The 24,237-nt window shown below is 43.7% G+C and carries 25 protein-coding genes; 20 read left to right on the top strand and 5 right to left on the bottom strand.

All coding sequences use genetic code 11. From position 1 onward, the window contains the following. Positions 1-303, top strand: a 303-nt coding sequence (locus ACGF63_RS02370; protein ID WP_387628602.1) for an RNA-guided endonuclease InsQ/TnpB family protein, incomplete at its 5' end; no start/stop codon positions are given. Between the two features lie 43 nt (positions 304-346). Here the strand turns inward: ACGF63_RS02370 and ACGF63_RS02375 are convergent. Both ACGF63_RS02375 and rne read right to left on the bottom strand, forming a co-directional pair. Beyond that, positions 347-979, bottom strand: a complete 633-nt coding sequence (locus tag ACGF63_RS02375) for an NAD(P)-binding oxidoreductase (protein ID WP_132356009.1) — start codon at positions 977-979, stop codon at positions 347-349. A 166-nt stretch (positions 980-1,145) separates the two neighbouring features. Beyond that, positions 1,146-4,202 (bottom strand): ribonuclease E, encoded by a 3,057-nt coding sequence (gene rne, locus ACGF63_RS02380; RefSeq protein WP_387628605.1) that lies wholly within the window; start codon positions 4,200-4,202, stop codon positions 1,146-1,148. A gap of 559 nt (positions 4,203-4,761) precedes the next feature. Here rne and rluC point away from each other — a divergent pair. Further along, positions 4,762-5,721, top strand: a complete 960-nt coding sequence (gene rluC, locus ACGF63_RS02385; protein WP_036849594.1) for a 23S rRNA pseudouridine(955/2504/2580) synthase RluC — start codon at positions 4,762-4,764, stop codon at positions 5,719-5,721. On the opposite strand, the gene ACGF63_RS02390 is transcribed toward rluC, so the two are convergent. Further along, positions 5,718-6,308: a nucleoside triphosphate pyrophosphatase gene (locus ACGF63_RS02390; protein ID WP_036849226.1), complete on the bottom strand. Its 591-nt coding sequence runs from the start codon at positions 6,306-6,308 to the stop codon at positions 5,718-5,720. The two genes, rluC and ACGF63_RS02390, sit on opposite strands and share 4 nt — an antisense overlap. Positions 6,309-6,450: 142 nt before the next feature. Between ACGF63_RS02390 and yceD the strand changes: the two genes are divergently transcribed. The 18 genes from yceD to ACGF63_RS02480 all read left to right on the top strand — a co-directional run bounded on the left by yceD (position 6,451) and on the right by ACGF63_RS02480 (position 21,924). Beyond that, positions 6,451-6,975, top strand: a complete 525-nt coding sequence (gene yceD, locus ACGF63_RS02395) for a 23S rRNA accumulation protein YceD (protein ID WP_036849227.1) — start codon at positions 6,451-6,453, stop codon at positions 6,973-6,975. Positions 6,976-6,987: 12 nt separating this feature from the next. Continuing rightward, positions 6,988-7,158, top strand: a complete 171-nt coding sequence (gene rpmF, locus ACGF63_RS02400; protein WP_011147057.1) for a 50S ribosomal protein L32 — start codon at positions 6,988-6,990, stop codon at positions 7,156-7,158. Between the two features lie 29 nt (positions 7,159-7,187). Then, positions 7,188-8,225: a phosphate acyltransferase PlsX gene (plsX, locus tag ACGF63_RS02405; RefSeq protein ID WP_071992999.1), complete on the top strand. Its 1,038-nt coding sequence runs from the start codon at positions 7,188-7,190 to the stop codon at positions 8,223-8,225. 6 nt (positions 8,226-8,231) lie between these two features. Then, a complete protein-coding gene (locus ACGF63_RS02410; protein ID WP_036849229.1) occupies positions 8,232-9,185 on the top strand; it encodes a beta-ketoacyl-ACP synthase III in 954 nt (317 codons plus the stop codon). Between the two features lie 18 nt (positions 9,186-9,203). Next, positions 9,204-10,136 (top strand): ACP S-malonyltransferase, encoded by a 933-nt coding sequence (gene fabD / locus ACGF63_RS02415; protein WP_036849230.1) that lies wholly within the window; start codon positions 9,204-9,206, stop codon positions 10,134-10,136. Between the two features lie 9 nt (positions 10,137-10,145). Then, positions 10,146-10,880, top strand: coding sequence for a 3-oxoacyl-ACP reductase FabG (gene fabG / locus ACGF63_RS02420; protein ID WP_036849231.1), 735 nt, complete (start codon positions 10,146-10,148; stop codon positions 10,878-10,880). Positions 10,881-11,033: 153 nt separating this feature from the next. Beyond that, a complete protein-coding gene (gene acpP, locus ACGF63_RS02425; protein WP_011147052.1) occupies positions 11,034-11,270 on the top strand; it encodes an acyl carrier protein in 237 nt (78 codons plus the stop codon). 73 nt (positions 11,271-11,343) lie between these two features. Beyond that, positions 11,344-12,585, top strand: a complete 1,242-nt coding sequence (gene fabF / locus ACGF63_RS02430; protein ID WP_036849232.1) for a beta-ketoacyl-ACP synthase II — start codon at positions 11,344-11,346, stop codon at positions 12,583-12,585. A 222-nt stretch (positions 12,586-12,807) separates the two neighbouring features. Further along, a complete protein-coding gene (gene pabC / locus ACGF63_RS02435) occupies positions 12,808-13,632 on the top strand; it encodes an aminodeoxychorismate lyase (protein ID WP_036849233.1) in 825 nt (274 codons plus the stop codon). A 27-nt stretch (positions 13,633-13,659) separates the two neighbouring features. After that, positions 13,660-14,685, top strand: coding sequence for an endolytic transglycosylase MltG (mltG, locus tag ACGF63_RS02440; protein WP_387628612.1), 1,026 nt, complete (start codon positions 13,660-13,662; stop codon positions 14,683-14,685). Continuing rightward, positions 14,682-15,320 carry a dTMP kinase gene (gene tmk / locus ACGF63_RS02445; protein ID WP_036849235.1) on the top strand — a complete coding sequence of 213 codons (639 nt, stop codon included), beginning with the start codon at positions 14,682-14,684 and terminating at the stop codon, positions 15,318-15,320. The genes mltG and tmk overlap by 4 nt, the downstream gene beginning before the upstream one ends. Next, positions 15,320-16,309, top strand: a complete 990-nt coding sequence (gene holB, locus ACGF63_RS02450) for a DNA polymerase III subunit delta' (RefSeq protein WP_152961757.1) — start codon at positions 15,320-15,322, stop codon at positions 16,307-16,309. The genes tmk and holB overlap by 1 nt, the downstream gene beginning before the upstream one ends. A 25-nt stretch (positions 16,310-16,334) precedes the next feature. Then, positions 16,335-17,120 carry a metal-dependent hydrolase gene (locus ACGF63_RS02455; protein WP_152961758.1) on the top strand — a complete coding sequence of 262 codons (786 nt, stop codon included), beginning with the start codon at positions 16,335-16,337 and terminating at the stop codon, positions 17,118-17,120. A gap of 70 nt (positions 17,121-17,190) precedes the next feature. Beyond that, on the top strand, positions 17,191-17,541 hold the full coding sequence (gene hinT, locus ACGF63_RS02460) for a purine nucleoside phosphoramidase (protein WP_152961759.1): 351 nt from the start codon (positions 17,191-17,193) through the stop codon (positions 17,539-17,541). Between the two features lie 320 nt (positions 17,542-17,861). Then, positions 17,862-18,428 (top strand): penicillin-binding protein activator LpoB, encoded by a 567-nt coding sequence (lpoB, locus tag ACGF63_RS02465; RefSeq protein ID WP_036849239.1) that lies wholly within the window; start codon positions 17,862-17,864, stop codon positions 18,426-18,428. Then, on the top strand, positions 18,415-19,278 hold the full coding sequence (gene thiK / locus ACGF63_RS02470) for a thiamine kinase (RefSeq protein WP_387628618.1): 864 nt from the start codon (positions 18,415-18,417) through the stop codon (positions 19,276-19,278). The genes lpoB and thiK overlap by 14 nt, the downstream gene beginning before the upstream one ends. Positions 19,279-19,328: 50 nt before the next feature. Further along, on the top strand, positions 19,329-20,375 hold the full coding sequence (gene nagZ / locus ACGF63_RS02475; protein WP_387628621.1) for a beta-N-acetylhexosaminidase: 1,047 nt from the start codon (positions 19,329-19,331) through the stop codon (positions 20,373-20,375). Between the two features lie 244 nt (positions 20,376-20,619). Continuing rightward, positions 20,620-21,924 carry an NAD(P)/FAD-dependent oxidoreductase gene (locus tag ACGF63_RS02480; RefSeq protein ID WP_036849243.1) on the top strand — a complete coding sequence of 435 codons (1,305 nt, stop codon included), beginning with the start codon at positions 20,620-20,622 and terminating at the stop codon, positions 21,922-21,924. Positions 21,925-22,011: 87 nt separating this feature from the next. Here ACGF63_RS02480 and ACGF63_RS02485 read toward each other — a convergent pair whose 3' ends face one another. Continuing rightward, complete coding sequence (locus ACGF63_RS02485; RefSeq protein WP_036849244.1) at positions 22,012-23,679, bottom strand: S8 family peptidase; 1,668 nt, start codon at positions 23,677-23,679, stop codon at positions 22,012-22,014. Positions 23,680-23,890: 211 nt separating this feature from the next. Next, the gene (locus ACGF63_RS02490) at positions 23,891-24,154 is read right to left on the bottom strand and encodes an N-acetyltransferase (RefSeq protein ID WP_152961764.1); all 264 of its coding nucleotides are present in this window, start codon (positions 24,152-24,154) and stop codon (positions 23,891-23,893) included. Between the last annotated feature and the right edge of the window lie 83 nt (positions 24,155-24,237).

A 24,237-nucleotide genomic window follows, 5' to 3' on the forward strand; every position in this document is an offset into this window, starting at 1 on the left:
GGTTGGGCTGGATTCATCACCAAACTGGAATACAAGGCGGCAGAAACAGGTGTTCATCTGGTGAAGCTGGATCAATGGTTTGCCAGCTCGAAAACCTGCCATTGTTGCGGTCATAAGATGCCGGAAATGCCGCTCCACAAACGGCTCTGGCAATGTCCGGCATGCCACACAGAGCACGATCGGGATCTCAACGCTGCGCTGAATATTAAACAGCAAGGCATATTTGAATTACAGGCGGCGGGACTCGTCGTTTCTGCCCATGGAGGCCTGCGTAAATCCGTCGCACAGACGGCTGCGGCCTAGGAAGTGGGAAGCCTCGCCGTTTACGGCGGGGAGCAGTCACCGATTACGCAACAGGCCAATCAGGTTTAAGCTCTGGATCAACCAAGGCATAAATCTGGTGATATGAAGATTCCTCTTCTGCCATTATTGCCAGTTGATGCGCAACATCTTTGCGGCTGACGACACCATGAATTTCATTCTGATATCGTTGGCAATGGCCTGTTCCTGGTTTATCTGTTAATCCGCCTGGGCGGATAATTGTATAATTCAGAGAGCTGGTCTGAAGATAGCTTTCTGCCATTGATTTACGTCGGACAGATTGGCCAAATAGTGATTTAGCCCTGGGTGACAGGGTTTTCCAACCATCTCCACAGCCTATTGATGTGACCAGTAACATACGTGTTATTCCGATTTTCTCAATGGCATCAATGATAGTCATATTACCGAAGAGATCTGAGTCAACTCCACCAATAGTAGAAAACACCATTGCTTCTGAACCGGCATTCAATACTGCCTTTTCAACATTTATAGCATCACAGGCATCACCCTGTATCACTTTGACGCCCAAGGCACTGAGCTCAAAAGCCTGCTGAGAATTGCGGATGAGTGCAGTTATGGGACGTTTTTGTTGCAACGCGATAGTGACTAAATGGCGTCCAATCCCACTACCTGCACCAAAAATAAGCCACGGTTTCATAGGTTGTTCTCCAGATCAAATAATAATGAGTCAACAGGATGATGATTGTTTGATTTTAAACCATCATACAGATGGAATGAAGTTAATAATAAGTATTTTGGTGGGGGCAGTGGCAAAAAAAATGGCTCCCAAAAAAGAGCCATTTTGCTAATATTAAATGATATTGTTATTCAAAAGATCGCGGTTTAACCATTGGGGAAGTGGCTGCGTTAGTAGCTGAATGGCCTCCAGCGCCTCCTTTTCCTTCGAAATAAGAAGAAGGGCGTTGCCATTCGTTGATAACAATAGATTGTTCGATCATCTCTGGAGCGGGTGCTTTGGTCATTGGTGCGTATGCATGATGAACTTTGGCTATAGCAACAGGCTGTTTAACTGTTTTATCTTTACTCTCTTCAACAGTAACCACTTCTGCAATTTCCTCAGAAGTAACAACTTCTTCTGTCTCTGGTTGCTGTTCAAATTCAGGTGTAATCGGTGTTATTGCAACAACCTCAATAACTGGCAATGCTTGCGGCACTGATTCAGTGTGTTGCAGAACAACAATATCATCTTCTTCTGCAATGGCTGCTTCAGGCTTAATTTCATCTTGATAAGTTTCCGGTACCTCTGCTACCTGAGGTGATTCAGTGATGGTTGGTTCAGATTCAGCTACAACGATTACCGCAGGTGCTGTTTCTGCTGTTATTGCTACCAGTACTTCATTCTGTTGTTCGACAACAGCAATTTCCTCAGGAATTTCTGTGGAAACCGGCACCACCGGATAGCGAACCCAAACTTTGCCGGAAGCCATTTCCGGTGACGCAACAGCCAGCGATAATGGTACCGGTGATTGAGGTAGATTTCTCTCATCACGGTAACGGCGGCGGCGTTGACCACTGACACGCAGATGGCGAGGTGAGCGACGAGAGCGGCGTGGCATCACATTGTCTTGTTGCTCTTTATTTTCAGTCTGCTGTTGTGGCTGAACGGTTTCTGCTTGCATGTCAACTGGTGCAGGTAATGGTTCTTCTGTAACAACAGGTACAGGCAGTGGAGTAATCGTTGTTGTTTCTTTCACTTCATCTGTGATGCGAATTTTTTGCTCAAGCTGACGACGTTGGCGGCGTGGGATAACCGGCAGACGTTCTTCAACCTCACTTTCAACGACTTCTGGTTTCTGAGTTTCAAGTTGCTGCTGGCGTTTTTCTTCCTGACGACGGCGTTGACGTTCTGCACGTTGCTCACGACGTTGTTGCTGTTGGGTCTCACGAGCAGCGATATCTATAGTTGCAGTTGCGTTGTTATCTTGAGCACTATTCTTCTGTTGAGTATGACGATTTTTCCGTTGTTCGTCACGGTCGTGGTTATTACGTTGCTCATCACGCGGATTATTATCATCACGATCTTTGCGTGGATGCTGACGGCGCTGATTGCGTCGTTCAGAAGAGCGACGGTTATCATTACCTGGTGATTTATCGTCTTTTTTCTGTACAGGCTTCTCTTCTTCTGCGCTGAACATTTTTTTCAAAGCAGTAACGATGCGGCTTAAGAGGCCAGGTTGTTCCGTTTTAATCTGAGCAGGGTGGTTAGGCTTTTTCTCTTTTGCTTTATGTGATGGCTGTTGTGCTGTCGCATCGGTTGGTAAGACAAAAGCAGAAATAGCGGGCTGCTCAGGTCGTTTACGTTCAGGTTGGACATCTTCTTGAGGATTTGCCATTCCAGTTTCATGAAGCTGAGGAAGCAGATAACTCAGTGTAGAAACTTCTTCACCTTTACGCACGCGCAGAACAGAGAAGTGCGGCGTTTGCATTTGATCGTTAGGAACGATCACCACGCCAACATCCCCCTGACGACGCTCAATTGCACTGACTGCCTGGCGTTTTTCGTTTAACAGATATGAAGCGATTTGTACCGGAACAATGGCATGTACTTGATGCGTGTTCTCTTTCAGCGCTTCTTCTTCAATCAGACGTAAGATGGACAGTGACAGAGATTCGTTATCACGGATAGTCCCGGTGCCACTGCAACGCGGACAAACATGATGGCTGGATTCACCCAGAGATGGGCTAAGACGCTGACGGGACATTTCCAGCAGGCCAAAGCGCGAGATACGACCAATCTGAATACGGGCGCGATCCTGACGGACAGCATCACGTAAACGGTTTTCCACTTCCCGTTGATGGCGTACAGGCGTCATATCGATAAAGTCGATAACAATCAGGCCACCAAGGTCACGCAGGCGTAGCTGACGGGCAATTTCATCCGCTGCTTCAAGGTTGGTATTAAACGCTGTCTCTTCGATATCCCCTCCGCGTGTTGCACGGGAAGAGTTGATATCAATCGCGGTTAATGCTTCTGTGGTATCAATAACGACAGCCCCACCTGATGGCAGGCGAACTTCACGCTGAAACGCAGATTCAATCTGGGATTCAATCTGATAATGGCTGAACAGGGGAACTTCGCCACTATACAGTTTAATTTTGCTGGTGAAATCTGGACGGCCAAGTGCGGTGATATGCTGCCGTGCCAGATCGAGAATCTTGGGATTATCGATTAATATTTCGCCAATATCCGGGCGCAGATAGTCACGGAAAGCACGGACGATGACATTGCTTTCCTGATGGATTAAGAATGGAGCGGAACGGTTTTCCGCCGCCTTTTTGATCGCTTCCCAGTGTTTGAGGCGGAACGATAAATCCCACTGTAGCGCTTCGGCGGATTTACCGACGCCGGCAGTGCGGACAATCAGCCCCATTCCTTCCGGCACTTCTAAAGATGCCAGGGCTTCTTTCAGTTCTGTGCGGTCATCTCCTTCGATACGGCGGGAAATACCACCGGCACGGGGATTATTAGGCATCAATACCAGATAGCTGCCTGCCAGGCTGATAAACGTGGTTAATGCAGCCCCTTTATTGCCACGCTCTTCTTTATCGACTTGAACAATAACCTCCTGGCCTTCCCTGAGAACATCTTTGATATTAGGGCGACCATGAGGGTGATAGTTGCTGGGGAAGTATTCGCGGGCTATTTCTTTAATAGGAAGGAAACCATGCCGTTCAGCACCATAGTCAACAAAAGCGGCTTCCAGACTAGGTTCAATTCGGGTGATTTTACCTTTGTAGATATTTGCTTTTTTTTGCTCGTGTCCTGGACTCTCGATATCCAAATCATAAAGACGTTGCCCGTCAACCAGAGCAACACGCAACTCTTCTTGCTGAGTTGCGTTGATTAGCATTCTTTTCATTGTAACTTACTCATTATTTTTTACATTAGTTATAGAGCCACGGGCAAATATAGATGAGCTACTGATAACCGATGGTCTCGTGTCTTTTACAAATCCGCCAACCTCCCGGTTGTCGTTTGTATAGAGACGCATATTTTCGGCGAGCCTGAATTTTCACTTAAAAAACAGCACTCTTTTCTAGGAATAATCTGCAAATATGAATGACGCGGATTTGATCCAATTCCAGTAAGCTGCTACCCGTAGCCCGCTAATTATTTGATTCCCCAGTACGTCTTACGCCATTGCTGCGTTTTTGTGCAATCAAACAAAGAACAAACGTTTAACTTCGCCATTCAGAATTAAAAAACTGATGGTGGCTACGCATTATTCCATTGCTGTTGGGGTGATAGCAAGGTGACTTTATGCCTTTAAGCGGTTTTTCTGATGAAATAGGAAGAAATAGTTAATATTTAGTCTTTCTCTTAAAGTAGGAAAGGCGACAGCCGGAAAGTATGCATGATTTTTACTCATATTTAAAAATGAGTGGCGCTCTGCTTGAGTGGTAATTAAAATCACTGTCATGAAAACGAATAATCAAATTGTACAATTTGTCACTATTGATGACGATGAGGCTGGACAGCGTGTTGATAACTTTTTATTAGCACGTCTGAAAGGTGTTCCTAAAAGCATGATTTACCGGATTGTACGTAAGGGTGAAGTCCGGGTAAACAAAGGCAGGATAAAACCTGAGTATAAATTGTCTGCGGGAGATGTCGTTAGAATTCCGCCTGTCCGGGTTGCAGAACGGCAGGCGGTGCCGGTTTCAGCCAAACTGGATAAAGTGGCTGTACTGGACGACTGTGTCTTATATGAAGATGACTATATTCTGGTGATCAATAAACCTGCCGGTACCGCTGTGCATGGAGGCAGTGGCTTAAGTTTTGGCGTTATTGAAGGGTTACGGGTTTTGCGCCCGGAGGCAAAATTCCTTGAATTGGTGCATCGTCTGGATCGTGACACATCTGGAATTTTGTTAATTGCTAAAAAGCGTTCAGCTTTACGGGCCTTGCATGAGCAATTACGACTTAAACAGATGCAAAAAGATTATCTGGCTTTGGTGCGGGGGCAATGGCAATCACATTGCAAGGTTGTTCAGGCGCCACTGCTGAAAAATATCCTGCAAAGTGGTGAACGGATTGTGAAAGTGAACGGCGAAGGTAAACCTTCTGAAACCCGTTTTAAAATAGAAGAGCGTTTTGCCGATGCAACACTGGTGAAAGCCAGTCCGGTGACCGGCCGAACCCATCAAATTCGGGTGCATGCTCAATACGCTGGGCATCCGATCGCTTTTGATGATCGTTATGGCGATAAGGCTTTTGATTCTCAGCTATCAGATACCCGCCTTAATCGCCTGTTTTTGCATGCCAGTGCGTTGAAATTTACCCATCCCTCGACGGGGGAGACATTGCGACTTGAAGCACCAATGGATGAACAATTGCGCTACTGTATAAAAGTACTGCGTAAAAGTAATTGTAATTAATATATCGCCGTCAGTGGGTTTACCCCCTGGCGGATTAATAATTCGGTCAATGTAATTAATGGTAAGCCGACCAGAGTATTTGGATCTTTTCCTTCAAACCGATCAAATAAAGTGATCCCTAATCCTTCGCTTTTAAAGCTTCCGGCACAATTAAGCGGTTCTTCTGCTGTTAAATAAGCCCGGATTTCATCATCAGTCAGATCCCTGAAATAGACATTGAATAATTCACAGCGGGTATCAATTACCCCGGTTTTGCTGTTGAAGAGAGAAATGCCGGTATAAAAGGTGACGCAATGACCACTGGCTTGCCGTAATTGTTTAAATGCATTTTCAAAACTGTGTGGCTTGCCGGTAATTTCGCCATTAATAACACAAACCTGATCAGAACCAATAATCAAGTGCTGAGAATATCTTATTTGTAATGCCTGTGCTTTGGCTTGCGCCAGGCGCATAACGAGCTGTTCTGCATTTTCATTAATCTGAGGTGTTTCATCAACATCGGGAGCCACACATATAAAGGGCAAACGGAGTTTCTCCAGTAGCATACGGCGGTAAGCTGATGTGGAAGCTAAAACGATTTGTGTCATATTTTTTCCAAAATACATGGCGAAATAATTGCAGGCATTTTAAACTAAGCTCGGCTTAATAAGCGAATATTTGGCGGAAAGGTGCAGATGTGTGGCCTTTTTCTTTGACTATATCTCATTACAAAGATAATATGCGCGCCTTATGCAAAAGGTAAAATTACCCCTGACCATTGATGCGCTTCGCGCAGCTCAGAAAAGATTAGACTACACAGGTAGTTATTCACCTGAGCAAGTTTTGCGTATCGCGGAATCTGTGGTTAGCGTGGACAATGATGTAGACAGCGTTTTATCGTTTCAGATAGATAATCAACGCCTGGCAGTTGTGCGAGGGCATTCCAATGTGGATGTTACGCTTGAATGCCAGCGTTGTGGCGGTAATTTCAGCCATCACGTTCACATAACATATTGTTTCAGTCCGGTCATCAATGATGAGCAGGCTGAAGCATTACCGGAAGAGTATGAGCCAATTGGCGTTGACGAATTTGGCGAAATAGATTTGCTGGCGATGATTGAAGATGAAATAATTCTTTCTCTGCCGGTAGTCCCGGTACATGATTCTGAACACTGTGAAGTGTCCGACGCGGATATGGTGTTTGGTGAATTACCTCCAGAGGCTGAAAAACCAAACCCATTTGCCGTATTAGCCAGTTTAAAGAAAAGTACTTAAGGAGTAAGGTCAATGGCCGTACAACAGAATAAACCAACTCGTTCTAAACGTGGTATGCGTCGTTCCCATGATGCACTGACCGCACCACTATTGTCTGTAGATAAAACCTCTGGTGAAACTCACCTGCGTCACCATGTGACTGCCGATGGCTACTACCGTGGCCGCAAGGTCATCAACAAATAATCTCCGCCAGTCATTAGCAAGTTGATACCTTGACTAATCTGACTTTAGCGTTAGACGCCATGAGCGGGGACTTTGGTCCTCGCGTTACGGTGCCTGCTGCGTTGCAGGCGCTGGCGTCTAATCCTAGACTTAAATTATTGTTGGTCGGGATCCCCGATACCATTTCTCCTTTTTTTGCAAATATTGATGCTAAGTTGCTCAGTCGTTTGCAAGTGGTTCCTGCCGAACAGGTTGTGGCTAACGATGCAAAACCGTCGCAGGCAATTCGTGCCAGCCGTGGGACATCAATGCGTGTCGCACTGGATTTAGTGAAATCCGGTGTAGCACAAGCGTGCGTCAGTGCAGGGAATACTGGGGTATTGATGGGGCTGTCCAAATTGGTGCTAAGATCTATTGATGGCATCGACAGACCTGCTTTGATGCAAGTAATGCCCAATCTGAAGCAGCAGAAAACGGTAGTACTGGATTTGGGCGCCAATGTTAATTGCGATAGCCGTATGTTGGTGCAATTCGCCATTATGGGTTCAGTAATGGCAGAGGAAGTGGTCGGTGTGGCTAATCCTGCGGTAGCATTGCTTAACATTGGTACAGAAGAGAGTAAAGGGCTGGATAATATCCGCGAAGCCGCCACTATTTTAAAGAACATTCCGGCAATAAACTACATTGGTTATCTGGAAGGCGATGAATTGCTGACAGGCAAGAGTGATGTATTGGTGTGTGACGGCTTCGCAGGTAATGTGACGTTAAAAACGATGGAGGGAGCAATCAGGATTATCTTATCTTTGCTCAAATCATCGGATGGACAAAAGAAACAATTCTCCTGGTTGTTGAAAATAGTCAAGAAGTGGTTGCAAAAACGGATGACAAAACGCTTCGGTCACCTGAACCCTGACCAGTATAATGGCGCATGTCTGTTAGGATTACATGGAGTCGTAATCAAAAGCCATGGGGCGGCTAATGAGCATGCGTTTAAAGCCGCAATCGAACAGGCTGTTCAGGCCGTTGAAAGGCAGGTTCCTGACAGAATTGCTGCCCGCCTGGCAACAGCATTACCCAAGAGTGACTGAACATACATGTATACAAAAATTTTAGGTACAGGTAGTTATCTGCCTGCGCAAGTGCGCACTAACGCTGATTTAGAAAAAATGGTGGATACCTCTGACGAGTGGATTGTTACCCGCACAGGTGTCCGTGAACGCCGTATTGCTACTGATGATGAAACAGTTGCGATGATGGGTCTTTGGGCTGCGGAAAAAGCAATTGAAATGTCTGGCATTGATAAAGATCAGATTGATTTAATCATTGTGGCAACAGCTTCATCCAGTCATGCTTTCCCAAGTTCAGCGTGCCAAATTCAGCACATGTTGGGTACCAAGAATTCAGCTGCTTTTGACATTTCTGCTGCTTGTTCTGGTTTTGCTTATGCACTGAGTATTGCTGACAAGTTTATTAAAACGGGTGCGGCAAAGCATGCGTTGGTCATTGGCTCTGATTCTATTACCAGAACGCTTAATCCAGACGATCGCGGAACACTTATTCTGTTTGGTGATGGTGCGGGCGCGATGGTGGTAGGTGCTTCTGATGAGCCAGGAATTCTTTCGACTCACCTTCATGCAAATGGTAGCTATGGTGAATTGTTGGTATTGCCTTACCAGGATCGCCAGAATCGGAAAGAACCTGCGTATGCCAGTATGATCGGTAATGAAGTCTTTAAAATTGCAGTCCGTGAATTGGCTAATCTGGTTGATGAAACATTAGAGGCTAACAATCTATCGCATAGTGAGCTGGATTGGTTGGTACCTCATCAGGCTAATTTGCGTATTATCGCGGCGACAGCTAAGAAATTGCATATGACTATGGATAAAGTGGTGGTAACGCTGGATCGTCACGGTAACACTTCTGCGGCATCGGTACCTACTGCATTTGATGAGGCAGTGCGTGATGGTCGGATTAAACGTGATCAGCTAATCTTAATTGAGGCTTTTGGTGGTGGACTGACTTGGGGTTCAGCACTGATACGTTTTTAATTTGACAGGAAAATGAACATGTCTGAATTTGCAATGGTATTTCCAGGGCAGGGTTCTCAGTCCCTTGGTATGTTGGCTGATTTGGCCACAGCGTTCCCGGTTGTAGAGCAAACTTTTGCTGAAGCGTCTGATGTGCTGGGATATGATCTCTGGGTTTTGGTTCAACAGGGGCCGGAAGAAGAATTAAACAAAACGTGGCAAACCCAGCCCGCGTTATTGGCAGCCTCGGTTGCTATTTGGCGGGTCTGGCAGGAAAAAGGTGGAAAACTGCCATCACTGATGGCTGGACACAGCCTTGGTGAATATTCTGCACTGGTTTGCGCGGGTGTCATTGATTTCAAACAAGCGATTAAACTTGTTGAACTGCGTGGCAAATTGATGCAAGAAGCTGTACCTGAAGGCATTGGTGCAATGTATGCTGTTATTGGTTTAGATAATGAATCCATTGATAGAGCCTGTAAAGAAGCTGCTCAGGGGCAAATTGTTTCCCCTGTTAACTTTAACTCGCCTGGGCAGGTTGTTATTGCCGGTGAGAAAGAGGCTGTAGAACGTGCTGGTGCTGCATGTAAAGCCGCGGGCGCAAAGCGTGCGCTGCCTTTAGCTGTCAGTGTGCCGTCGCATTGCGCATTGATGAAACCAGCCGCAGATAGGCTAGCAGTTGTTTTGGAAGGAATTGAATTCAGTCATCCTCAGTTCCCGGTGGTAAATAATGTTGATGTGAAAATAGAACAATCTGCTGAAGCTATCCGTGATGCACTGGTACGACAACTGTATAATCCTGTCCGTTGGGCGGAAACAGTTGAATTTATTGCTGGACAGAGTATCGGACAGCTATTAGAAATAGGGCCAGGTAAAGTTTTGACGGGTTTAACTAAACGAATTGTCAATACCTTAAGCGCAGCAGCGGTAAATGACACAACTTCATTAGTAACCACATTGGAAAATAATTGAGGACAATACATGAGATTAGATGGAAAGATTGCATTGATAACAGGTGCCAGCCGTGGGATCGGCCGTGCAACTGCTGAACTATTAGCAGAGCGTGGAGCCCATGTTATTGGTACCGCAACTAGTGAAAAAGGCGCTGAAGCTATCAGTGCTTACCTTGGTGAAAAAGGTAAAGGTTTTGTACTGAATGTAGCTGATCCTGAATCTATTGAACAGCTGATGTCCATCATTCGTACAGAGTTTGGTGGAATTGATATTTTAGTGAATAATGCCGGTATCACTTGTGATAACTTGGTGATGCGCATTAAAGATGATGAGTGGCAGGATGTTATTGACACTAATCTTTCTTCCGTTTTCCGTATGTCAAAAGCGGCAATGCGCTTTATGATAAAAAAACGTTATGGCCGTATTATCTCTATTGGTTCTGTTGTTGGAGTAATGGGTAACCCTGGGCAAGCGAGCTATGCCGCGGCAAAAGCAGGAGTTATTGGTTTTAGTAAAACATTGGCCCGTGAAGTCGTTTCTCGGGGTATTACGGTTAACGTTGTTGCTCCAGGGCTTGTTGAAACGGATATGCTCAGGAAGTTGCCAGATGAGCAGTTGGTAAACTTTTCGAAAGACATACCCGTTAAGAGACTTGGCGATGTGAAAGAAATTGCCAGTGCTGTGGCTTTTTTAGCTTCTGATGAAGCGGCCTACATCACAGGTGAAACAATACATGTCAATGGCGGCATGTACATGAACTAAAAATGAGCGAACCAGTTGCATTTTTTGTGTTAAATAACGCAAAATAGAGCAAGATTGTGGTTCGACCAGCCGGGATTTGGTTGCATCTTTTCCTGTATTTTATAAACTACGAAAACCATCGCGAAAGCGAATTTTGATAGGAAATTTAATAGCATGAGCACTATTGAAGAACGCGTTAAAAAAATCATCGTTGAACAACTTGGTGTTAAAGAGGAGGAGGTTGTTAATTCAGCTTCTTTTGTTGATGACTTGGGCGCTGATTCTCTTGACACAGTTGAACTCGTAATGGCTCTGGAAGAAGAGTTCGATATCGAAATTCCAGATGAAGAAGCAGAAAAGATCACTACAGTTCAGGCAGCTATTGATTACGTCCAGAACCAAAGCGAATAAGTGAACACACCTAGGCGGTCACTCGACCGCCTATGTTTCTGCCCTAAATTATTTCCCTCCTTGGAGGATAAGCGTGTCTAAGCGTCGAGTAGTTGTGACCGGACTAGGCATGTTATCTCCTGTCGGTAATACAGCTGAATCTTCTTGGAAAGCTGTTTGTGCCGGACAGAGTGGTATCAGCCTGATTGACCATTTTGACACCAGTCGCCATGCAACTAGATTTGCTGGTCTGGTTAAAGATTTTAATCATGAAGATTTTAATCTTTCGCGCAAAGATGCACGAAAGATGGATGATTTCATTCAATATGGTATTGCAGCAGGTGTGCAAGCTATTGAAGATTCTGGAATCGAAGTAACAGAAGCCAATGCTAGTCGTTTTGGTGCTGCTATTGGTTCTGGTATTGGTGGTTTGGGTCTTATTGAAGAGAATCACGGTGCGTTAGTGGCTAGTGGTCCTCGTAAGATCAGCCCGTTCTTTGTTCCTTCCACGATTGTAAATATGGTGGCAGGTCATCTGAGTATCATTTACGGTTTACGTGGCCCAAGTATTTCTATCGCCACAGCATGTACATCAGGTGTGCATAATATCGGTCATGCTGCTCGTATTATTGCTTACAATGATGCGGATATTATGCTGGCAGGTGGCGCAGAAAAAGCCAGTACGCCTTTGGGGGTTGGTGGCTTTGGCGCTGCCCGTGCTTTGTCTACCCGTAATGATGATCCACAGGGCGCAAGTCGGCCGTGGGATAAAGACCGCGATGGTTTTGTTCTGGGGGATGGCGCAGGTATTCTGGTGCTGGAAGAGTATGAGCACGCGAAGAAACGCGGTGCGAAAATTTACGCGGAGATTGTTGGTTTTGGTATGAGCAGTGATGCCTACCATATGACATCACCACCAGAAGATGGTGCTGGCGCTGCGCTGGCGATGGAAAACGCCCTGAGAGATGCCGGTATTACCACCAAGCAAGTGGGATATATTAATGCTCACGGTACTTCAACACCCACCGGCGACTTAGCGGAATCCCATGCAGTTGAGTCAGTATTTGGTGAAGGCACAGATGTTTTAGTCAGTTCTACCAAATCAATGACTGGCCATTTGTTGGGCGCTGCTGGTGCAGTGGAATCTATTTTCACCATCCTGGCACTGCGTGATCAAATTGTTCCGCCAACTATCAACCTGGAAAACCAGGATGAGAGCTGCCGTCTGGATTTCGTTCCTAACGAATCCCGTAAGGTGGAAGGCCTGGAATATGCGTTGTGTAACTCTTTCGGTTTCGGTGGTACTAACGGCTCATTGATTTTCCGTAAGATATAAGCCTGATGTGAACTTAAACATGTTGCTGAGTTTCTCTACAGTATGATTTTGTGAATACTTTCAGGCGACAGAATAAAGAGCTCCAATAGTTAATAATTATTGGAGCTCTTTACATGGCAAGTTCTGCGGGCATTTTTGCACTCATGCCAGCTATATACTATGATACCGCTTCTTGATAAGTTGGTTGAAATACCTTTTCTGAGCAATTAAGAACACAGTGATATGTATTGGATTAATGGTGAGCGGTGCGACTATTTGCCAGTGAACGATCGTTCAGTTCAATTCGGGGATGGTTGTTTTACAACAGCAAAAATAGAGCAGGGGCAGGCCGCTTTGTTGTCATTGCATATCCGAAGATTACAGAAAGGTGTTGAAAGGTTATACCTTCCCCAACCCGATTGGCAACAGCTTGAAAACCATATAAAGCAGATTGCTTCCACTACTGAACAAGGTGTACTTAAAGTTATCCTTTCCCGTGGAGCCGGAGGGCGCGGTTATAGTGCACAGGGTTTCACGCAACCAAATCAGATCCTGTCTCTCAGTCCTTATCCTGAAAAATATCTGAAACAACGTCAGAAAGGCCTCTTTCTGGTTCTCAGTCCGATACCGATGGGAATAAACCCTTATCTTGCCGGAATTAAACATCTTAACCGATTGGAACAGATATTGATTAAATCATTTATCGAAAAATCTAATGCTGATGAAGCCTTGGTACTCGATACAGAGGGTTTATTGGTTGAGTGCTGTACTGCAAACATTTTCTGGCGTAAAGGAAAAGATGTGTATACTCCTGATTTGCGGGGCTGTGGTGTTGAAGGTGTGATGCGGGAAAAAATAATACAGTTATTATCAGAAAGCGATTATTACCTTTCCTGTGTAAATCGTTATCCTGAAACATTGGCTTATGCAGACGAGGTAATAGTTTGCAATTCTTTAATGCCGGTGATACCTGTTAGTGAAATTCAGGCTCATGAAAATCAGCCCGTATGGAAATATCAGTCAAGGGAGCTGTATGAATATTTGCTTCCTGAATGTTTGAAGTTGTAATTCGTTCTGTGTTTAAGTGATTAATTGATGAAACGGAAAAAGCACTTTTTTACCTTATTGGCTTTGATTGTCATGGTAGCGGCAATATTACTCTATGCCGGCTATAAGAAAGTTGAAAGATTTGCAGATCAAACATTGGCAATCAAACAAGATCGGGTATTTACATTGCCGGCAGGTATTGGCCGTCATAGTCTGGAAGCATTATTGGTTCAGGATAACCTGATTAAAGACAGTCATATTTTCCCTTGGTTATTAAGGCTGGAGCCAAAACTTGCTGAATTTAAAGCGGGAACTTACCAGTTAACACGAGAAATGACATTGAGGGAAATGTTGCAATTACTCTCCAGTGGCAAAGAGGCGCAATTTACGGTTCGTTTTGTCGAAGGCAGCCGTTTATCTGACTGGTGGAAAATACTCCAACAATCTGAGTATCTTAAACATGAACTGAATGATAAAAGTGCTCAGGAATTGGCTGAGATACTGGGTATCAAAGAGACTGATACTCTGGAAGGGAGGCTCTATCCGGATACTTATCACTATACGGCGGGGACGAGCGATGTTGCATTACTAAAACGGGCATACTGGCAGATGGAAATGACGCTTGAAGAAGAATGGCAAAAGCGCGATAAAAACCTGCCTTATAAAAGTGCTTATGAAATGTTGATTATGGCGTCGATAATTGAGAAAGAGACCGGTGTTGAGGTTGAACGGACAAAAGTGGCTTCTGTATTTATTAACCGTTTACGGTTGAATATGCGGCTACAAACTGATCCGACCGTGATCTATGGTTTAGGCGAAAAATATACCGGCACTATTTTTCGCAAAGATTTAACCACACTGACGCCATACAATACTTACATGATTAATGGCTTGCCACCTACGCCAATTGCTATGCCCGGTCTTGCTTCGATAAAAGCAGCTGCGCACCCGGCAAAAACTGAATTTCTCTATTTTGTAGCGGATGGTAAAGGCGGCCATACTTTTACGACCAATCTGGCGGCGCATAACAGAGCGGTGAATATTTACCGTCAGGGATTAAGACAGAGCAGATGAACAGCAAATTTATTGTTATTGAAGGGCTAGAGGGTGCAGGAAAAACTTCAGCGATGAAAACGGTCGTTGAAAGATTGCAGCAGCACGGTATTCAGGACTTAGTTTTTACCCGTGAACCGGGTGGAACACCACTGGCAGAAAAACTACGTGAGTTGATTAAGCAAGGTATTGAAGGTGAATCTCTGACGGATAAAGCAGAGGTGCTGATGTTATATGCAGCCAGGGTGCAATTGGTCGAAAATGTGATTAAACCTGCTCTGGCCCGTGGTGCATGGGTTGTGGGTGATCGTCATGATATCTCTTCTCAGGCGTATCAAGGAGGAGGACGTGGTATTGATAAAAACTTGATGACCTCGCTGCGTGATACCGTTCTGGGTGATTTTCGCCCTGATCTGACTATTTATCTCGATCTTCCTCCTCAGATGGGTCTACTACGCGCCCGGGAGCGTGGGGAATTAGACAGAATTGAAAAGGAATCGATGGATTTCTTTGATCGTACTCGCAGCTGTTATCTGGAATTTGCGGCACAAGATAAGCGTATTGTGACGGTTGATGCTGCTCAACCAATAGAGCAGGTACAAGCCGATATTTGCCAAGCCCTTGAGCAATGGCTGAAACAGCAGGAAAATGGCTGATGAAGTGGTATCCGTGGCTTAATCAGGCATACCGTCAGTTGGTAGAATTCCATCAGCAAGGACGAGGCCATCATGCTTTATTGCTTCATGCTAATGCCGGCACTGGGGCTGATGTATTGATATATGGGTTAAGCCGCTGGTTGATGTGTCGGAATAAACAGGGGATGAAAAGTTGTGGGGAGTGTCATAGTTGTCACCTGATGATGGCAGAAACTCATCCTGATTGGCATATTATGTCACCGGAGAAGGGTAAAACCAGTGTTGGTGTAGAAGTGGTACGTCAGATTACAGAAAAGCTTTATAGTCGTTCTCAGCAAGGCGGCGTAAAAATTGTCTGGCTGCCTTTGGTTGAATGTCTGACAGATGCTGCTGCCAATGCATTATTGAAAACTTTGGAAGAGCCGCCGGAACATACCTATTTTCTTCTGGAATGTCGTCAGCCAGCCAACCTTTTGGCAACGTTGCGCAGTCGCTGTTTTTACTATTTTCTGCCGGTACCTGAAGCAGAAACCAGCTTTTATTGGTTGCAAAAACAGTTACCTGTCATTTCTTCGGTTGATGCAATGACGGCTTTGAAACTGTCTCAGGGAGCACCTGTTGCGGCAGAACAATTGCTGCAACCGGAACGATGGCAGATTCGGAGGCAATTCTGTCAGGCTGTTGAACAAGCTTTGGATAAACGTGATGCTTTGTCACTTTTATCCCAGTTAAATCAAGATGATGCGCCGCACCGCCTTCATTGGCTTATTAGTTTGTTACTTGATGCGGTAAAGTGGCAACAGCAGGCGCAGAGTTATTGCATCAATCAGGATCAACAAACGCTGATTTATCAATTAAGTTCCGTGCATACTATGGCTGTTTTACTACAAGGCGTTGATGACTGGATGCATTGTCGTCATCAGCTACTCTCAGTCGTGGGCGTAAACAGAGAGTTGTTACTGACAGAGCAATTGCTCAATTGGGAAAAACAGTTTACTTCACAATTCTGAAATCTTTTTTGTATACGAGTTTAATATGTTGTTAGTGGATTCGCATTGTCATCTTGATTGTCTTGATTATGAAAAACTACATAAAAATGTAGATGATGTTGTCGCAAAAGCGGCGGATCGGGAGGTTAAATTTATGCTGGCAGTAGCGACTACGCTACCTGGTTTCCAGCAAATGAAAACCCTGATCGGTGAACGGGAAAATATTGTCTTTTCCTGTGGTATTCATCCGCTTAACCTGGATGAAGGCTACGATTTTGATGAGTTGGCACGTTTAGCTGCCGGGAATGAAGTTGTCGCATTGGGTGAAACCGGACTGGATTACTATTATCAGCAGGATAATGCTGAACTACAACGAACCTCGTTTCGTGAACATATTCGTATCGGACGTAAACTCAATAAGCCAGTTATTGTTCATACCCGCAGTGCCCGTGATGATACTTTGCGGGTATTGCGTGAAGAACAGGTACAAGAATGTGGTGGTGTTTTGCATTGTTTTACTGAGGATAAAGATACCGCCAGAGAATTATTGGATTTAGGCTTCTATATTTCGTTCTCCGGTATTGTGACTTTCCGTAATGCGGAGCAAATTCGTGAAGCGGCAAGATATGTACCGCTGGATCGTATTCTGATTGAAACCGATTCGCCTTATCTTGCACCGGTGCCGCATCGTGGCAAAGAAAACCAGCCGGCATACGTGCGTGATGTTGCGGAATATATGGCTGTGCTCAAAGGTGTGAGTATTGAGGAACTGGCTCAGGTTACCACGCAGAATTTTTGCGATCTATTTCATGTTGATGTATGCAAAATTTGATTTATTAACTTGAATTTGTGATTTGTAAGCGCTCATATATCTCTTGTTATTTGAATAAAAGGAAAATGTGATGGCAGAAGAAACTATTTTCAGCAAAATTATTCGTCGTGAAATACCTTCTGATATTGTTTATCAGGACGATCTGGTCACTGCGTTTCGCGATATTTCTCCACAGGCACCGATTCATATTCTGATTGTTCCCAATGTCTTGATCCCGACAGTGAACGATGTCAAGGCAGAGCATGAAGCCGCGTTGGGACGAATGATGACGGTTGCAGCGAAAATTGCTGAACAGGAAGGCATTGCCGAAGATGGATATCGCTTGATTATGAACTGTAACCGTCATGCGGGACAGGAAGTTTACCATATTCACATGCATCTGGTTGGCGGCTGCCATTTGGGGCCATTACTGTTGAAGTAAATGTGAAGTCCCAAAATTCGTTTATACCCGATAGATTTCAAGATGCATCGCGACGGCAAGGGAGCGAATCCCTGGGAGCATAGATAACTATGTGACCGGGGTGAGCGAGTGCAGCCAACAAAGAGGCAACTTGAAAGATAACGGGTATATATAGTATATAGCCAGATATTCGGGGGTATTGTTCTCAGAATGGTCCCGGATATCTTGATTTTTAATAAATGCTACTGATTTTATTACTGAGATTGAACCGATAATAGATTGCTGGTGTCACAGCAGAAATTTATCTGTTTCTTTAAACTCTGTAATTGGAATATAGGTTGATGAAAAGAATTGTTTTTGTAGCACTATCTGTCATGTTTCTGGCTGGTTGTCCATCTTTGCCTCCGCAGCAGCCTGAGCCTCCCACTCCGGTTATACCGGTGACCCCAACGGAACCGACGCCACCACCTGAAAAAGTTCCAGAGCCACCTAAAACGCGCGAAATTGACTGGGAAGGGACTGTACAACCATTAGTCGAGCAAATGGTTAAGGCGAATGGGCTGGGAAGCGGCAAGTTACTGTTAGTTGATACAGTAAAGAATAACACCAACGGTGTGTTGCAAACCATGCAAGTCACTGATGCCTTGCATCAAGCCATCAATAGCAAGAATGTTTTTGTATTAGTACCGCAAAATCAGGTACAGAACGCCCGCCAATCTTTGGGCCTGTCTGAAGAAGATAGTCTGGGGTTACGCAGCAAAGCGATTGGTTTGGCTCGTTATTTAAATGCGGATTATGTTCTCTATTCTATCGTTTCAGGGAACAGTGATAAGCGTGATATTGTCATGCAACTGATGATTGTACAGACAGGTGAGATTCTTTGGTCAGGGCACGGTGACGTTAAGTAATCAAGATGGTTTATTGCGGGCGTTATGCAGGCAATGGCCTTATACAACAGCAAACAGCTGGAAGATAAGGCCGTTAAGCGGTCTGACAAATGAAAGCTATTATGCCACCGATGGCGAATATCATATTGTCGGCCGCAGACAGTGGCAGCAAGGGAAGCAGCTTGGCGTTGACCGTCAGCGTGAAAATGCCATCTTGCGTCATCTCAGCCAGACAAAAATTGCTCCGCAAGTCATTGCAATGGATCCCCATTGGTTGTTATTGGAATGGTTGCCTGGTCATATTATTGAGCAAAATGAGTTTTCTCAGCCCGATTTTCTGCAAAAACTGGCGGCATTATTGACCACTTTGCATCATCAGTCGCTGTTCGGTTATCCGCTTCAACTACGGCATCAGTTAGCAAGCTACTGGTTGCAAATTGATAAAGCGCGTCTTACTCCTCGTTGGTTGCGGTTGCATAAACAATTTATATCGTCTTCGATGCCTTCAATACTAAAACTATCACCTGCTCATATGGATGTTCATTGCGGTAATTTGCTTAATACCCCTCAGGGGCTGAAACTCATTGACTGGGAATATGCAACTGATACCGATATCGGATTTGCGTTAGCGACACTGTTTTGCACCAATCATTGGGATGAACCGCAGCAACAGGCTTTTTTGCACTGCTATTGCAGTCAGCCATCAGGATACCGGGATCGAACGTTATTGACGCGTCAGATTAAACGTTGGCAACCTTGGGTTGACTATATGTTTTTGATGTGGTTTGAAGTGCGTTGGAAACAGAGTGGTGATCCGCAATTTTTAGCGTTAGCGCAACCGTTGCGCCTCTCTTTTGGTCTAACGTTTTAAATCTATTACGCTGCATTGATTGCAGCATATGAATGCAAGTGAGGAATATAATGGGTCCGGTAATGTTAGATGTTGTCAGTTATGAACTGGATAATGAAGAGAAGGAAATTTTGCAACATCCATTAGTGGGCGGTTTAATTCTGTTTACCCGCAATTTTCATGATGTTGAGCAATTACGTGAATTGGTACGTCAAATTCGTCAGGCATCCCGTCATCGCCTTGTGATTGCCGTTGATCAGGAAGGTGGCCGAGTTCAGCGTTTCCGTGAAGGTTTCACTTGCTTACCGGCGGCCCAATCTTTTGCTGGATTGAGTGATAATTTCAATGGCATTAAATTGGTGGAAGAAGCAGGTTGGCTGATGGCATCTGAAATGATTGCAATGGATATTGACATCAGTTTTGCGCCTGTTCTGGATTTAGGTCATCAATGTGTGGCTATTGGTGAGCGTTCATTCCATGAAAATCCTGAGCAGGCCAAGATGATGGCGGAGCAATTTATTAAAGGAATGCATTCTGCCGGTATGAAATCAACGGGTAAACATTTTCCGGGGCATGGTGCTGTCTGTGCCGATTCTCATAAAGAAACACCTCATGATGATCGTCCGCTGGACGTTATTTGCCGTCATGATATGTCTATTTTCCGTGATTTTATCCAGCGTAATTTGTTGGATGCGATTATGCCGGCTCATGTGATCTATTCTCAGGTGGATAAGCATCCTGCCAGCGGATCGTCATATTGGTTGAAATCAGTGCTGCGTCAGCAATTGGGCTTTAATGGCGTGATATTTTCGGATGACCTCTCGATGGAGGGGGCGGCGATTATGGGCAGTTATGCTGAACGCGGGCAGGCTGCGCTGAATGCAGGTTGTGACATGATCCTGGTGTGTAATCACCGTGATGGGGCGGTCAGTGTGCTTGATAACTTGCCTCAGACCAAAGCAGAGAAAATATCAGAATTGTATCATCAGGGCGGTCAATTCAGTTTGAATGAGCTAAAGGGTTCAAAACGCTGGCAGCTGGCTAATGAAGCATTAACGGTTTTACATGAGACATGGCAGTGTTGTGGAAAAGTTCCCAACTTGTCTGAGAAGAAATAGGGGAATACGGGTGAGTTACATACTCCCCATTTATCGAATCTGGTGTGCGCTATTACCTATCCGGTTTTCTGATGTTTATTTATTCAAAAGAATTTGATGTTGTTCAATTTTGGTATGACCAACTAACCAGCCGTGATATTCTGGTACTATCACATCAGTTATTTATTTCAAACTAAATGTTATCTAAGGATATTGTTTTCATATCCTTAGATAACATTTGATTTACATTTTTAGTGGAGTAGTCATGTCAACACCAAAGAAGAGAATTGTGATCATTGGTGGAGGTGCTGGTGGTTTGGAACTGGCAACCAGTCTGGGGCATAAGCTGGGGCGTAAAAAGAAAGCAGAAATTGTGCTGGTGGATCGTAACCAAAGTCATTTATGGAAGCCGTTATTACATGAAGTCGCGACAGGATCACTCGACGATGGGGTTGATGCGTTGAGTTATCTGGCTCACGCCCGTAATCACTATTTCAGTTTTCAATTAGGCACGTTGACCGATATTCATCGTGACACCAAAAAGATTTCTTTGGCTGAGATCCGGGATGAATATAACGAGGTGTTGGTTCCTGAACGTGAACTGAGTTATGACATTCTGGTTATGGCCTTGGGCAGTAAATCTAATGATTTTAATACGCAGGGTGTGAAAGAGCACTGCATCTTCCTGGATAACCCACAACAGGCACACCGTTTCCATAATGAGATGTTGAATCTGTTTCTTAAATATTCTGCAAACAGTGGTCAGCAAGATAAGGTTAATATCGCTATTGTTGGTGGTGGAGCGACAGGTGTTGAGTTATCAGCTGAATTACATAATGCGGTAAAACAGCTTAACAGCTATGGCTTTGAGGGACTGAGTTCAGAAGCGCTGAATGTGACGTTGGTAGAAGCGGGTGAGCGTATTTTACCTGCATTGCCAGCACGCATTTCCGCTGCGGCGCATCAGGAGCTGACAAAGCTTGGCGTTCATGTATTGACCAAAACTATGGTAACCAGTGCTGATGAACATGGGTTGAATACCAAAGAGGGTGAGTTGATTAAAGCGGATCTCATGGTATGGGCGGCGGGTATCAAAGCACCTGATTTTATGAAATATATTGCTGGCCTTGAAACTAACCGGGTTAATCAACTGGTGGTGAAGCCAACGCTGCAAACGACATTTGATGACCATGTTTTCGCCATTGGTGATTGTGCATCATGTCCGAAGAAAGAAGGGGGTTTTGTTCCTCCAAGGGCACAGGCGGCTCACCAAATGGCTAGCCGTTGCCATAGCAATATTATGGCGTTGTTGAATGACAAACCGTTAAAAGAATATATCTACAAAGATCATGGATCTCTGGTTTCATTATCTAAATTCAGTACGGTTGGTAGTCTGATGGGTAATTTAATGCGCGGTTCAATGATGATAGAAGGGCGTGTGGCTCGTGCTGTCTATATTTCATTATATCGAATGCATCAGGTAGCTTTGCATGGTTATATTAAAACTGGCCTGATGATGTTGGTCGGTGGAATTAACCGTGTGATCCGTCCACGGTTAAAATTGCATTAATGACTTAACCGATATAAGGCCACCCGTGAAATAATGGGGTGGCCTTGATAAGGCATCACTTCTTTAGTTTGAAATAATTTATCTTAATTAAGAAAGTAGACGATCAATTAATTTGAAAGCACTCGCAACATTTGGACGTGATCCAACCCCCTGTAGTTCTCCTGTTGAAAAACCACTATTTCTAACCAGTGTCGCTATTTGAGAGCAATTAAAATATTTATGATATTTTAATTTGGCATAGGATTGAATGAGTGCTAACGCCCCGGAGACTAAAGGTGTTGCACTGGATGTCCCATTATAACTACGGGTATAGTTCCTATTATTTCCTGGCAGGTGCTGCAAGTTTGAATATCCAGTGGTTGCGACATTCTCACCCCAGGAATTTAAACTGGTATAGAGATTATGATTGGAAAAACCTAACCTGTATCCATTAATTGATGTACAGGCGCCAATCATAATACCGCCATGATCGCCATAATTAGGGAAGGTGAAATCATAGGCTAAATTAATACCGCCATTACCGGCAGAAAAGATAATAATTGCACCTGCGTCAGCACAGCTTTTTATTTTCTGCCAATTAGATGCGATATAGGTAAAAGGGTAATATCTATTATTGGCGACAATTTGAATATTTAAACTAATAATATCTCCTGGCGAAAAACTATATATTATTCTGTCAAAATCATCAATGTCGTAAAAACGGAAATGACATTCGTGAGCTATACCTGTCACACCCAATTCATTATTCTTTGCTGCAATACATCCGGTGGATGCTGTACCATGGTTACAGTCTTGTGTTTCAGGGCGACTGTTGACCACAGTAATATTACCAACCAAATCTTCATGGTTTCGGTAAACACCAAAATCAAGATGGTGCACAGTGATGCCCCGACCTTTATAACCAGTAGCCCAGGCATTTCTGATATTCATCCCATTGTGTTCATCTAAATACCCTTGCAGATATGAAAAATCAGGCGTAACGATATGAGAATCAAATTCGGCAATCACCTCTTCTGTTTTGGATGAAATCAAAGGAGGCGGAGGCTGATATTTTAAAACAGGAGTGAGAGAGCAAAATTCGATATAATCCAGTTTTTCCAATTCATCGGCTAACTTGACTAAATCAGAATGATTAATATTCGCTTCTATTTTGTAAAGATAAATTAATTTATTGAATTCTTGGGTTTTCCAGGTTTTTTTATCGAAATCGTCTTTATTAAAAACAGGTTTTATCTCCATTTTATGTTTAGATGCATTAAAAACAGGTAATGAGTCATTTTTTTCAGATTCTAATCTTTTTAATCCATCTGGGGAAAACATGATTTCAAGATTATACTTCAAATTATCATTTGGGATATGATTATTTCCTTTTAAAGAAATAACATTATCTTCAGACGGTATTTGTTTAAGTAATGGATAGCTAATATTGTTGCTTTCATTTTTAATGATTTTATCTATTTCTCTATCTATATCAAACAGAAAATCTGATTCTTTTATTTCTATATTTTCTGGTGGAAGTTTTTTAGTTACCTTTCCATTCTCAATGATAGTGGTTTCTATTGTGTAATTTGCAGGTTTAAGTGAGGTAAAACAGGCTAATTGATTGTCGTCACTATAGTATTCATATATATCTTGTGTATCTGGATCTATTAGCTTGTATTTTACTTCTATGTTGTCACTCATTTCACCATAACATTTAAGATATAGATTACCGTCAAATTTTGCAGATTTAAAGTACTCAAGGGATATAGACATTGTCATTCTCCTCTTTGGTTAATTGCCTCCTTAGTATAACTATAAGTGGGTATTTCATATTATTATTATTTCTTAGTCCACTATTCTGTTAGAGAGTGGCTGTATTATCTGTATTGATTGTTACTGAATGTGATTTTAAGTTGAATATATAGTTCTGTTTGTTTTGAAGTTATCTCTCATTGGAATGAACGGAGGGTTTTTATTAATAAAATCAGGTATGAATATATTCCATGAATAGTGCAGGGTTATTCGTGTTTTTATCTATTGCTTCTCCTTTTTCTACGAAACCACAGCTAAGATAGAAACCGATAGCATTCTTATTTTGACAATAAACCTCTAATTCCAGTTTATTTCGTAGATTTTTGGCATAGTTGATCAGCTGCTTACCGATACCTCTTCCTTGCGCTGGTGGTGAAACAATGAATTTATGGGCAATCAATGATGCTGATAGCCAGATATCCAGAATAGTATCCATATCCTGCGCGTTAAAAGGGCGGATTATGATTGACTCCCAACATTTATATCTGTTTTAGTTGTTAGCTACATTGTAGTGGCAGA

This window comes from Photorhabdus sp. RM322S (genome assembly GCF_042879395.1).
GTDB lineage: Bacteria > Pseudomonadota > Gammaproteobacteria > Enterobacterales > Enterobacteriaceae > Photorhabdus > Photorhabdus khanii.

Coding starts and splice junctions, on each gene's coding strand:
- pabC (WP_036849233.1), top strand. CDS start 12,808: ATGTATTGGATTAATGGTGAGCGGTGCGACTATTTGCCAGTGAACGAT.
- tmk (WP_036849235.1), top strand. CDS start 14,682: ATGAACAGCAAATTTATTGTTATTGAAGGGCTAGAGGGTGCAGGAAAA.
- ACGF63_RS02490 (WP_152961764.1), bottom strand. CDS start 24,154: ATGGATACTATTCTGGATATCTGGCTATCAGCATCATTGATTGCCCAT.
- rpmF (WP_011147057.1), top strand. CDS start 6,988: ATGGCCGTACAACAGAATAAACCAACTCGTTCTAAACGTGGTATGCGT.
- ACGF63_RS02480 (WP_036849243.1), top strand. CDS start 20,620: ATGTCAACACCAAAGAAGAGAATTGTGATCATTGGTGGAGGTGCTGGT.
- holB (WP_152961757.1), top strand. CDS start 15,320: ATGAAGTGGTATCCGTGGCTTAATCAGGCATACCGTCAGTTGGTAGAA.
- ACGF63_RS02375 (WP_132356009.1), bottom strand. CDS start 979: ATGAAACCGTGGCTTATTTTTGGTGCAGGTAGTGGGATTGGACGCCAT.
- ACGF63_RS02485 (WP_036849244.1), bottom strand. CDS start 23,679: ATGTCTATATCCCTTGAGTACTTTAAATCTGCAAAATTTGACGGTAAT.
- nagZ (WP_387628621.1), top strand. CDS start 19,329: ATGGGTCCGGTAATGTTAGATGTTGTCAGTTATGAACTGGATAATGAA.
- fabG (WP_036849231.1), top strand. CDS start 10,146: ATGAGATTAGATGGAAAGATTGCATTGATAACAGGTGCCAGCCGTGGG.
- rluC (WP_036849594.1), top strand. CDS start 4,762: ATGAAAACGAATAATCAAATTGTACAATTTGTCACTATTGATGACGAT.
- yceD (WP_036849227.1), top strand. CDS start 6,451: ATGCAAAAGGTAAAATTACCCCTGACCATTGATGCGCTTCGCGCAGCT.
- ACGF63_RS02410 (WP_036849229.1), top strand. CDS start 8,232: ATGTATACAAAAATTTTAGGTACAGGTAGTTATCTGCCTGCGCAAGTG.
- lpoB (WP_036849239.1), top strand. CDS start 17,862: ATGAAAAGAATTGTTTTTGTAGCACTATCTGTCATGTTTCTGGCTGGT.
- ACGF63_RS02455 (WP_152961758.1), top strand. CDS start 16,335: ATGTTGTTAGTGGATTCGCATTGTCATCTTGATTGTCTTGATTATGAA.
- acpP (WP_011147052.1), top strand. CDS start 11,034: ATGAGCACTATTGAAGAACGCGTTAAAAAAATCATCGTTGAACAACTT.
- ACGF63_RS02390 (WP_036849226.1), bottom strand. CDS start 6,308: ATGACACAAATCGTTTTAGCTTCCACATCAGCTTACCGCCGTATGCTA.
- fabD (WP_036849230.1), top strand. CDS start 9,204: ATGTCTGAATTTGCAATGGTATTTCCAGGGCAGGGTTCTCAGTCCCTT.
- hinT (WP_152961759.1), top strand. CDS start 17,191: ATGGCAGAAGAAACTATTTTCAGCAAAATTATTCGTCGTGAAATACCT.
- rne (WP_387628605.1), bottom strand. CDS start 4,202: ATGAAAAGAATGCTAATCAACGCAACTCAGCAAGAAGAGTTGCGTGTT.
- mltG (WP_387628612.1), top strand. CDS start 13,660: ATGAAACGGAAAAAGCACTTTTTTACCTTATTGGCTTTGATTGTCATG.